This is a genomic window from Cohnella sp. GCM10020058 (assembly GCF_042683485.1).
Lineage (GTDB): Bacteria > Bacillota > Bacilli > Paenibacillales > Paenibacillaceae > Cohnella.
The window spans coordinates 306,890-318,861 of record NZ_JBHUJV010000008.1; the positions used below are offsets into that span (position 1 = coordinate 306,890).

Here is an 11,972-nt window from a genome sequence, read left to right on the forward strand (position 1 = left end):
CCGTACGAAATAGTCGAATAAGCTGTTAATTACGATTGACCGGCATCGCGCTAATGCGGTGCCGGTTTTCGTTTGTTCAAAATTAAAGTTCCATCCATTAATAATTTCGTTGTGATCCAATAATTTCCGATATATATTCAGAAATTATAGGTTATTTTGGAGGGGCTATATTTGAGCGGAAGCTTTTCGAAATTAATAAAGCGTATGGGCGTCATGGGATTGGCTTTGGCGGTTTGGAGCGCAGGGGCGGCTGATATACGGCCCGTCGGAGCGGCGTCTGCCGTTGGCGCATCAATCGCGTCGGGGGGAGAAAGTGCTGCGGTGCTGGCTTCGGACGCCGACGTGCTCAACTACTTTTCGGGAACGTCGCGCAGCCTGGCCCGATCGTCGACAAGCCTGGAGATCGTCGGCAAAAGCACCGATGTCTATCGCAAAGCGCATTATTTGATTCAGCAATCGTATAACGGTATTCCAGTCTACGGTCAATATATCCGCGCGCATTTGGATTCGGAGAGACGCCTGTATGCGGCGACCAACGAGACCGCGTCCGATATCGGATCCTTAATTGCGGGCGAATCGGCGGTTCTGACGGAAGAGCAGGCTATTGCGGCGCTGGCGGTGTCGGTCGGCGCCGCGGGGAGCAGCGTCGTCGTCGGCGCGAGCTCCAATCTTGCCGCTGATACGGCGCAGGCTGAGGGCCAGCCTTCAGCGATGCAGCCGGAGATACCCAAGGCGGAGCTGATCTATTATCCGGACGGATCGGGGATGTTCGCGTTAGCCTACAAGGTCGAGCTGGCGACGCAGGCGCCCGTGCCGGGCCGCTGGTTCGGCTATATCGATGCGGGGGACGGACGGGTGCTGAGCAAGTTCAGTCGTCTTGCGGAGGCTGCGGCGGACAGCGCCGAGGCGACCGGCACAGGTTATAAAGGCGACGTCAGGACGCTGAATGCCGTGAACCGTAACAATATTTTCTACCTGGTCGACACGACCAAGCCCATGTACAAGTACAACCAGGGGGCGGAGACGGGAACGATCGAAACTTACGATCTCGACGATCCGTACTCCCCCGTGAGCGCGAAAACGTCGAACTTCTACAGCAGCAACCCGGACGCGATCGATGCCCACTATTTTGCGGGACAAGTATACGACTTCTACCTGAATCGGTTCGGCCGCGACAGCCTGGACGGCAAAGGCATGTCGATCGTGTCGCTGGTCAATACGAACGTGATTGACAATGCCTTCTGGGATGGCAGCGAGATCGTATACGGCGACGGCTCCAAGCAATTCGAATGCCTGAGCTGCGCGGCGGACGTCGTGGCTCACGAGCTGACGCACGGGGTTATCGAGCACAGCGCCGACCTGGAATACAAAGATCAATCCGGCGCGCTCAACGAGTCCTTTGCGGATATGATGGCTGCCGTTATGGATGACGACGATTGGACGATCGGCGAGGATACGGGGGTCGCCGGCGGCAGCGGCTATCTGCGCAGCTTGCAGCAGCCTGAGCTGGGACTGGATCCGCAGCCCGGGACGATGAGCGGATATGCCCAGTTGCCGGAGAGCAACGACAACGGCGGCGTTCATAAAAACAGCGGCATAACGAACCATGCCGCCTATCTGATGGCGACCGGGATCGATACGATCCCGCAGCTGGCCGGCCAAGGCCGGAAGCTGATGGGCGACATGGCCTACGGCGCGCTCACCTCCTATCTGACGCCGACGGCGCAATTCACGGATGCGCGCGACGCCTTCGTGCTGGCGGCGGGCGATCTTCCGCTCACGGACGAGCTCCGGTCGGCTGTCATCGCCAAGGTCGAAGCGGCCTGGGCGGCGGTAGGGCTCGGGTATACGGCCAGCGAAAATTCGATCGTGTCCTTAAGCGCCGATCAGTTGGCGGACAATCCTTACATTGATGCGACTGCTTCCGCCGTTACGTTCCAAGTGACGCCGGGCACCGACTTAAGCAGCCTGTCTGCGCGGATTTCGGTGTCTCCTGGCGCATCGATCTTCCCGGACCCGGCTCAGGTTCGCAATTATGCTTCCCCCGTGCAGTTCGAGGTGACCTCCGAGAACGGCAAAAAACGCCGGTGGACCGTAACCGGCAGCGTCGCGAAGCCCGAGACGGCCAATGCGATCGTCGGCTTTAACCTGGATATTCTGTACGGCTCGACGATTATCGACAATGCGAGCAGCACGGTCACGCTCTATGTAGAGGAGGGCGACGACCTGACCGCGCTGACACCTTACATTACCGTATCCGACGGCGCGGTCGTCAGTCCCGCGAGCGGAGCGCCCGTCGACCTGACATCGGAACGTACGTACGCCGTGACGGCACAAAACGGTCAGACGCGCAATTGGAAGGTGAAGGCCGTCAGGGATTCGGTGAGCCCCTATGTGGCGAGTGCGAACGGCAATGTGCGCGAGAAAATGATCGTGCTGACATTCGATCAGGGAATGAGCGCAATTGAGCTGGGGAACCCCGCCAACTATACCGTCGAGCGCCAGGACGGAGGGACGGTCAATCCGAGTGTCGTCTCGGTCCAGAAGGACTGCAGCCAAGCGAATATCGTTTATCTAACGCTGGACCGGACGCTCCAGCCGAGCACCGTTTATAAAGTTACGGTGAGCAAGCTAACGTCGGCGAGCGGCAGAAGCGTCCGGCCGGACCTGAGGTCCGCTTACACCTATACGAGCGATACAGAGCAGCCCATGCTTAAGATAGCCAGCGTAAGCGGGGCCAAGCTGACGCTGACCTTTGACGAATACGTGGGCATGCAGGCTCCGATCATGTCCGGATCGTACCTCGGACTGGCGGTCAAGCTGAACGGCGAGGCGGTGTCCGTCACGCACGTTGTCGCCAAGGGCCGGCATATCGAGCTTTGGCTGGGACGTGCCGCAGCCGCCGGAGATACGGTTACGTTCAGCTATCAGCCGGACGCAAGCTCGACCGCTATCTACGACGATGCGGGCAACCGGGCTGCCGAGATCGGCTGGAGCGTCATGGTCAACCGTTCCAAAGCGCAGTCGGCTTACGCCTCGGCCGTCGGCTGGGCCCGTCTGCCCTGGCAGGCGGCGCAGGCGACCGGACATCCCGGCACGCACACGCTGTATTTGATCCCGAGCGGCGCGAATATTCGAAGCATCGTTTCCTTTGATCCAACGGCCGGACGAATCGAGACGGCAAATGTGTCCGCAGCGCCGGTGCGTCTGTTCGCGACAGCGGACTATGTGTACGCAGTGCTGAAGAAAGGAGACGGAACGGGCCGGATTGTCGTGCTGGACGCGAGCAATTTATCGCAGACAGCTGCGTTCGATACGGCGGATGAGCCGTTCGATCTGGCCGTGGCGGCGCCGGGCGAGATCTACGTGCTGAGTCGCGCGGCCGACGGCCAGCACCTGACTGCGTACGATCAAGCGGGAACGATCCGCGCGCGTGCAGATATGACGAGCGCGCAGGGGCTGGCGCTATCGCCGGGGCGGCAGCGGCTCTATACGATCGTGGACGGTGTAAAGCTCCGCGCCTATGCGACGATTGCTTCGCGTCTGTTGGAGACGGACGACGAAACGGCCGTTCCGGATTTTCATGGGCCGTACGTACATGAAGGATCGCCCGACCGGCTCTGGGTTTCCCCGGACGAGACCTATGTGTTTTCCGGTTCGGGACGCTATTACAAGTCGGGCAGCGAAGGAGACAGGCTGCAGTCTGGCGGAGTGCTGGGCGACGGCGTAGACGATATTCTGTTCGGCCTGTTCGATGAAAAAGATCAATGGCAACGGATGACCGTGCGGTCCGGCAACACGATTCGAAGCGCGTCATACAAGTTAGGCCCTAGCGGTTCTTCTCCCTCTACCGGTATGTTTTCTGGATTGGCAGTCGGTACGCTGGCGCTGGCTCAGAGCGCGAAGGAAGGCGTGTTCACGCTGGTCGCGACAAGTACTGAAGCGACGACGATTACGACGTACGGAGACTACGAAGGCGTCGGCTTCAGTCCGATCGTCTCGGTCTCCTCGCCGCTGAATGTTTGCCCGATCGTCGTGGATACGAACACCGGCAACCCGGGCACAGGCTCGCCAGGCACCGGTGCACCTGGAACCGGCACTCCCGGAACCAGTACTCCCGGAACGGGCACGCCGGGTACCGGCGCATCCGGTGGAAGCGCGACTGCCGACGATGCCGACGATGAGACGAAGGTTCAGGACGGGACGATCAAGCTCTCCGGCAACGATCTGAAGTCCTCACAGGAAGCCGGTGCCGACGGACGCTCGATTTCAATCGTCGAGCCCGACGCCGACAAGCTGAAGCAAGCGCTCAAGCTGGCGGACGGGCAGACGGCATCTGCCGGTACGGCGCTCAAGCTCGTCCTGCCTGTCGGCACAGGCGGAGACGGCATTAAGGTACGGTTGCCGTCCGCGGCGCTCGCGGCCGCGTCTGTCCAATCCTCGGGCTTGACGCTTGTGGTACAGACTGACAAAGTCTCGTACGAGATTCCCGTCAAGCTGCTTAGCGGCTCGCTGCTGGCGCAAGCCTGGGGAACGGCAGCAGTCCCTGACGATCTGCAGCTCGAGTTCGGCGTCGTCAAGTCTGCGCAATCAGAGCAGGCGAAGTCCCGGCAAATGCTGCGAACGGACGGCTATGCAGCCTTGTCCGACTTCCTCGACTTCACGATCGAGCTGGCTTCCGGCGGGAAGAAAAAAGAGCTGAAAAACTTTAACGGCATTTATGTCACCAAACGGGTAAGTATCGACGCTCCCAAGACGACAGGGGAAGTAACTGCGCTGACCTTGGACACCGTCACCGGACAGCTCGTATTCGTCCCTGCGGCGATCACCGTTTCCGAGGGCCGGTTGACTGCGGCGATCCGGACGCCGCACAACAGCGTGTATGTGCTGGCGCAGGCAGTCAAGTCGTTCGCTGACATTGCGGTCCACACGGATCGTGCCGCGATCGAGAAAATGGCGTCCAGGAAGCTCGTGCTCGGCGCCGGATCGGGACAGTTCCAGCCGGACCGAACAGTGACGAGAGCCGAGTTCGCCGCTCTCCTCGCGAGAGCGCTCGGTCTGCAGACACTGCCGGCAGCGTTCTCGTTCGCCGATGTGAAGGCCGGCGCCTGGTATGGCGCTCCGGTGACGACGGCAGTGAGCGCGGGGCTAATCTCGGGCTACGGCAACGGGAGTTTCGGTCCGGGCGGCGTCATCAAGCGCCAGGAGATGGCGGTCATGCTGGGCAGAGCGATCGCTTATGCGGGCGGATTGCCGAAAATTGCGGGGCAGGCAGGCTCCGGCGCTTCTGCCGATGCGGCGAAAATTCCTGCATGGGCTGCCGCCGACGCGCAGGCACTGCTCGCTGCGGGCATCATGCAGAACAGAGCGGACGGCTCATTCGCTCCTGCCGCGCCGGTTACCAGGGCCGAAGCCACCGTATCGCTCATGCGCATGCTGGAGAATCTGCAACTCATTTAAAAGGGATGCATACAACACCCCTCGTCCTCCCGTTTGGCGGGAGGCGGGGTTATTTTTTTTAATTCGTTTCAAATACTCGGGCATCCGAGACAGCAGAAACCTCAATAAATCGAGCGCGAATGTGCGCGGCTGAGATAATGCAAGAGCCGCATGAATGTAACCGTTCTCTTCGTAGGTTAACCGGCCGCCGCGCTGTTTCATCCCCTTCGGCGGCAGTTTACATGAAGATGGAACGTAACGTATGATTCATTTCGTGATTTAACATCCTAATCGCTGAATCCCGCAGATGCGGGAACGGGGGAACCAACCGGGTGCCGCGCATGCACGCCCAGGGGTGAATCGCTTGGCTTTTGCCAAGCGTAGGGCTGCTTGCCGAGCCCGAATCCGACAGCTAACCTCGCAAGCGTCCGGAAGAGGAGCCTGCGCCGCTATTCGCTTAAGAATAAGCTGCGGGAGATCCTTTCCTGCGGCTTTTTTTGATGCCCGTCAGCGGTGCCGGCACAGCAAAGGAGATAACCCCATGGTCAGCAAAGTTAAACGGCTTCTGATCGGCAGACCGATGAAAAGCGCGGAGATCGAGGGCGCCAAGCTGGGCAAATTCAAGGCGCTTGCCGTCTTGTCGTCCGATGCGCTATCGTCCGTGGCGTACGGCACGGAGCAGATTTTGATCGTCCTCATGGCGGCGGGCTTCGCGGCCGTCTGGTACTCGGTGCCGATCTCGCTGGCGGTGCTCGGCCTTTTATTTATTCTCATCCTGTCTTACCGCCAGACCATTTATGCCTATCCGGCCGGCGGCGGCGCCTACATCGTGGCCAAGGACAATCTCGGCGTCTCGACGGGACTCCTGGCCGGCGGCTCGCTGCTGGTCGATTATATATTGACCGTCGCGGTCAGCTCGTCCGCCGGCACGGATGCGATCACGTCGGCTTTTCCTTCGCTGCACGAACACCGCGTTCTGATCGCGCTCGTCATCATCCTTATTCTGACCGTCATGAACCTTCGCGGCTTGACCGAGTCCGCCTCCGTGCTCGCGACGCCGATCTACTTATTCGTCGTAGCGATCTTCGTGCTCATCGCTGCCGGCATCGTCAAGTACGCAACGGGCAGCGCGCCCGCTCACGTGCCGGAATTCGGCGCCGCCGTGTCTAACGTCAGTCTCTTCCTGCTCCTCAAGGCATTCAGCTCGGGCTGCTCCGCGCTCACAGGCGTCGAAGCCGTATCCAATGCCATTCCCAACTTCAAAAAGCCGGCCGAGCGCAACGCCGCCGCCACGCTGATCATGATGGGCACGATTCTGGGCGCGATGTTTATCGGCATCAGCCTGCTCGCTTATTGGTACGGCGTCGCGCCGGACGAAAAGCAGACGGTCGTCTCGCAAATCGCCGAATCGACCTTCGGTCGAGGTACGATCTATTACGTCATCCAGGCGCTGACCGCGCTGATTCTGGTGCTGGCGGCGAATACGGCGTACTCCGCGTTCCCGCTGCTGGCGTTCATGCTGGCCAAGGACAAATACATGCCGCACGCCTTCATGGTTCGCGGAGACCGGCTCGGTTACTCCAACGGCATCATTTTCCTCGGCGTGTTCTCGGCGCTGCTGGTCATCATTTTCCACGGCAACACCGAAAACCTGATCCCGCTCTACGCGGTCGGCGTCTTCATCCCGTTCACGCTGTCGCAGCTCGGCATGATGGTGCGCTGGATCCGGCTACGCCCGCAAGGCTGGATGACGCGCCTGCTTGTCAATACGATCGGCATGCTGACGACGCTGAGCATCACGCTCATCTTTATTTTCACCAAGTTCACGCATGTGTGGATGGTGTTCGTGTTCCTGCCGGTCGTCATGTGGACGTTCTTCGCCATCGCACGCCATTACCGCAATACTGCCGACGAGCTGCGCATCGATCCGGCCAAGGAGAAGCCGTGCATCAAGGGCAGCACGATCGTCGTGCCGGTCGCGGGGGTCACCCGCGTCGTCATGAATTCGCTCAGCTACGCCAAGTCGCTGACCGACAACGTCGTCGCCGTCTATGTCGGCTTTGACGACGAGGAGATCGAGCGCATGGAAAAAAGATGGGCCGACTGGGATCCCGGCGTCCGGCTCATCACGCTCAGATCAAGCTATCGCAGCATTATCCGCCCGATTATGAAGTTCATCGACACGATCGAGTGGAAAACCGCCGAGACCGACCATATCACCGTCCTCATCCCGCAGTTTATCGCCAAGCACTGGTGGCAGCACATTTTGCACAATCAGTCGAGCCTGCTGCTTCGCGCTTACCTTTACAATCAAAAGGACGTCATCATCGCGACCGTGCCTTACCATCTGCGTCGTTAACGTCCGAAGAGCGCATGCGATCCGTCTCGTCCGTGATTTTGCGGGCGAGATTTTTTGGTTTTCGGCCTCATAAGAATCGTAGTTCCGCACACACATCTCATAGGAATGTACATCGTCGGACATGTATGTAAGCGCTTATAATTTAAAGGAAGCATCATCCATATACGGGAGGAGGAGGTTCGCAGCTCCGTGAACTTAGTCAGGCGCCACTGATCAGCCGCTCAAGTCGGAAGAGACCGGAATTTCGAGTTATCCATTTAAAAGGAGGCAGATGATGTTCATGCAACTGCATACGGGGAAACGGAAGCCGTGGACGGCTTCTTTGCTGGCTCTCGCGCTGATGGCCGGACTGTTCGCCAACCTGGCCGGGCTTCAAGCATCCAAGGCCTATGCGGACGGCCCGAATCTGGCGGCGAACAAACCTGTGACCGCGAGCTCATACGCGGATGTGTATCAAGCGGGCAATGCCGTAGACGGCAACGCCGGCACCTACTGGGAGAGCGCGAACAACGCCTTTCCGCAATGGATCCGGGTTGACCTGGGAGCAGCCTCGACGATTAATCAGGTCGTTCTGAAGCTGCCGTCCGGATGGGGGACGCGCTCGCAGACTTTGTCCGTGCAGGGCAGTCTGAACGACTCGGCGTACAGCACGCTCGCGTCGTCCGCTTCGTATTCGTTTAACCCGGCAACCGGCAATGCGGTGACGATCAGCTTCGCCGCCGCCAGCACGCGCTACGTCAAGGTCAACATCACGGCCAACAGCGCCTGGCCGGCCGGTCAGGTATCCGAGTTCGAGGTGTACGGAACCGTCTCGCCGCCGGCCAATAATGTGTATGAAGCCGAAGCAGCCGCGCTGTCCGGCGGAGCCAAAGTAAACACGGACCATCCCGGTTATACGGGGACGGGATTCGTGGACGGCTATTGGACGCAGGGCGCACAGACGCAGTTCACCGTTAATGCCGCAGCCGCCGGCAACTACGCGGTCGCGCTCAAGTACGGCAACGCGAACGGCGCGGCCAGAACGCTGAGCGTCTACGTGAACGGCACGAAAGTCAAGCAGACGACGCTCGCGAATCTCGCCAACTGGGATACTTGGGGAACCCAATCCGAGACGTTTGCGCTCAATGCGGGCAGCAATACGATTGCCTATAAGTACGACGCGACCGACTCCGGCAACGTTAACGTGGACCAAATCGCGCTGACTGCGGTGTCCGCTACGCCGACGCCGACGGCCACCCCGACCGCAACGCCAACGGCGACGCCTACTGCAACGCCAACCGCAACGCCAACGGCGACCCCAACCGCCACGCCTACTGCCACGCCGACAGCTACGCCAACCTCTACGCCTCCGCCAACCGGCTCCAACCTGGCGCAGGGCAAGCCAATCACCGCTTCCTCGGTTAACTGGACATATGTTGCAACCAACGCCAACGACGGTAGCACCGCGACTTACTGGGAAAGCAACGCGAATAGCTATCCCGCCACGCTGACCGTCTCGCTCGGCGCCAACGCCAGCATCTCGCAGATTGTACTGAAGCTCAGTCCGGACAGCGCCTGGGCGACGCGCACGCAGACGCTCCAGGTACTGGGCCGCGACCAGAACGCGACGACATTCAACAACCTGGTTTCGTCCGCGCAATATACGTTTAACCCGGCAACCGGCAACACGGTCACCATCCCCGTGAGCGCTACCGCCAGCGACGTGCAGCTGAAATTTACGGCCAACACGGGCGCGACGGGCGGACAGGTGGCCGAATTCCAGGTTATCGGCGTACCCGCGCCGAATCCGGATCTGACCGTGACGGGCCTATCCTGGACGCCGTCCGCGCCTGTCGAGACGGATAGCGTCAGCCTGACAGCCACCGTTAAAAACATCGGCACGTTGGCCTCCGCGGCGACGACCGTCAACTTCTACCTGGGCACGACCAAGGTAGGCACGGCGAACGTGGGCGCGCTCTCGGCAGGCGCTCAAGCCAACGTCAGCGTCAGCATCGGAGCGAAGGATGCAGGCAGCTACGCCGTCTCGGCCAAGGTCGACGAAGACAACGCCGTCATCGAGCAAAACGAGAACAACAACAGCTACACAGGCGCTTCCAACCTGACGGTCAGCCCGGTTCAGAGCTCGGATCTGGTCGCCACGTCGGTCAGCTGGAGCCCGAGCAATCCGGCTGCGGGCAATACGACGAACTTCTCCGTCATCCTTAAAAATCAGGGCTCGATCGCTTCGGCCGCCGGCGCGCACGCCGTCACGCTGACGCTGACGGACGCCACGACCAACGCGGTCGTGAAGACGCTGACCGCCAGCTACACCGGCACGCTCGCCGCAGGCGCATCCAGTCCGTCTATCGCCCTCGGCAGCTGGACCGCGGCGAACGGCAAGTACAACGTCAAGCTCCAGATCGCAGCCGACGGCAACGAATTGTCCGTCAAGCAAGCGAACAACGTCTCCACGCAGCCGTTGTTCGTCGGTCGCGGCGCGAACATGCCGTTCGACATGTACGAGGCCGAGGACGGCACGATCGGCGGCGGCGCAGCCGTCGTCGGGCCGAACCGCAACATTGGCGACCTTGCCGGCGAAGCTTCCGGCCGCAAGGCGGTTACGCTGAACGCGACGGGCAGCTACGTGCAGTTCACGACCAAGGCGAGCACCAACACGCTGGTCGCCCGCTTCTCCATCCCGGACGCGCCGGGCGGCGACGGCATCAACGCGACGCTGAACGTCTACGTCAACGGCACGTTCGCCAAGGCGATCGACCTGACGTCCAGGTACGCCTGGCTGTACGGCTCCGAGACCGCGCCGGGCAACAGCCCGGGCTCCGGCTCGCCGCGCCACATCTATGACGAAGCGAACCTCATGTTTGATACGACGATCCCTGCGGGCAGCACGATTCGGCTGCAGAAGGACGCGGCCAACACGACGAACTACGCCATCGACTTCGTCAGCCTCGAGCAGGTGTCGCCGATCGCGAATCCCGATCCTGCCAAGTATGTCGTGCCGATGGGCTTCACGCACCAGGATGTGCAAAACGCGCTCGACAAGGCGCGGATGGACACGACCGGCACCTACGTCGGCGTCTATCTGCCGGCGGGTACGTATACGACGTCGAACAAGTTCCAGGTGTACGGCAAGCCGATCAAGGTAATCGGCGCCGGTCCTTGGTATACGCGCTTCGTCGCGCCGTCGAACCAGTCCAACACCGACATCGGCTTCTCGGCGACGTCCACGGCGAACGGCTCCACCTTTGCCAACTTCGCCTACTTCGGCAACTATACGTCCCGGATCGACGGACCGGGCAAGGTGTTCGACTTCTCCAACGTCGCCAACATCACGATCGACAACATCTGGACCGAGCACATGGTGTGCATGTACTGGGGCGCCAACACGGACTACATGACGATTAAAAACTCGCGCATTCGCGACACGTTCGCAGACGGCATCAACATGACGAACGGCAGCACGAACAACCTGATCTCCAACAACGAAGCGCGTGCGACGGGAGACGATAGCTTTGCGCTGTTCTCTGCGATCGACGCGGGCGGCGCGGACGAGAAGGACAACATTTTCGAAAACCTGACGTCCATCCTCACCTGGCGCGCGGCCGGACTCGCGGTGTATGGCGGATATGCCAATACGTTCCGCAACATTTATATCGCGGATACGCTTTGTTACTCGGGCATCACGATCAGCTCGCTCGACTTTGGCTACCCGATGAACGGCTTCGGCGCAAGTCCGACCACGAATCTGCAAAACATCTCTGTCGTGCGCGCGGGCGGCCACTTCTGGGGCCAGCAGACGTTCCCGGCCATCTGGGTGTTCTCCGCATCCAAGGTGTTCCAGGGCATCCGCGTGAGCGACGTGGATATCGTCGACCCGACGTACCACGGCATCATGTTCCAGACGAACTATTCCGGCGGACAGCCGCAGAATCCGGTGACCGACACGATTTTCACCAACATCACGATCTCCGGCGCGCAGAAGAGCGGCGATGCATTCGACGCGAAAAGCGGCGTAGGCATTTGGGCGAACGAGATGCCGGAACCGGGTCAGGGTCCGGCAGTCGGCTCGGTGACGTTTAACAACCTGAAGTTCAACAACGTCGTGACGCCGATCAAGAATACGACTTCTACCTTTACAATCAACGTCAATCCTTAAGTCAAGGCCATCCGACAGTCC

At 60.4% G+C, this 11,972-nt stretch carries 3 protein-coding genes and 1 riboswitch; all 3 genes read left to right on the plus strand.

The window, feature by feature from the left end:
* The first annotated feature begins 321 nt into the window (after window positions 1–321).
* The 3 genes from ACFSR7_RS13820 (at window position 322) to ACFSR7_RS13830 (ending at window position 11,951) form a co-directional block, all read left to right on the plus strand.
* Window positions 322–5,460: a M4 family metallopeptidase gene (locus ACFSR7_RS13820; protein ID WP_378162417.1), complete on the plus strand. Its 5,139-nt coding sequence runs from the start codon at window positions 322–324 to the stop codon at window positions 5,458–5,460.
* A 261-nt stretch (window positions 5,461–5,721) separates the two neighbouring features.
* Window positions 5,722–5,881: riboswitch (cyclic di-AMP (ydaO/yuaA leader) on the plus strand.
* A 99-nt stretch (window positions 5,882–5,980) separates the two neighbouring features.
* A complete protein-coding gene (locus ACFSR7_RS13825) occupies window positions 5,981–7,798 on the plus strand; it encodes an APC family permease (protein ID WP_378162419.1) in 1,818 nt (605 codons plus the stop codon).
* Between the two features lie 274 nt (window positions 7,799–8,072).
* The gene (locus ACFSR7_RS13830; RefSeq protein WP_378162420.1) at window positions 8,073–11,951 is read left to right on the plus strand and encodes a galactose-binding domain-containing protein; all 3,879 of its coding nucleotides are present in this window, start codon (window positions 8,073–8,075) and stop codon (window positions 11,949–11,951) included.
* Window positions 11,952–11,972 lie beyond the last annotated feature (21 nt).

Coding starts and splice junctions, on each gene's coding strand:
- ACFSR7_RS13825 (WP_378162419.1), top strand. CDS start 5,981: ATGGTCAGCAAAGTTAAACGGCTTCTGATCGGCAGACCGATGAAAAGC.
- ACFSR7_RS13830 (WP_378162420.1), top strand. CDS start 8,073: ATGTTCATGCAACTGCATACGGGGAAACGGAAGCCGTGGACGGCTTCT.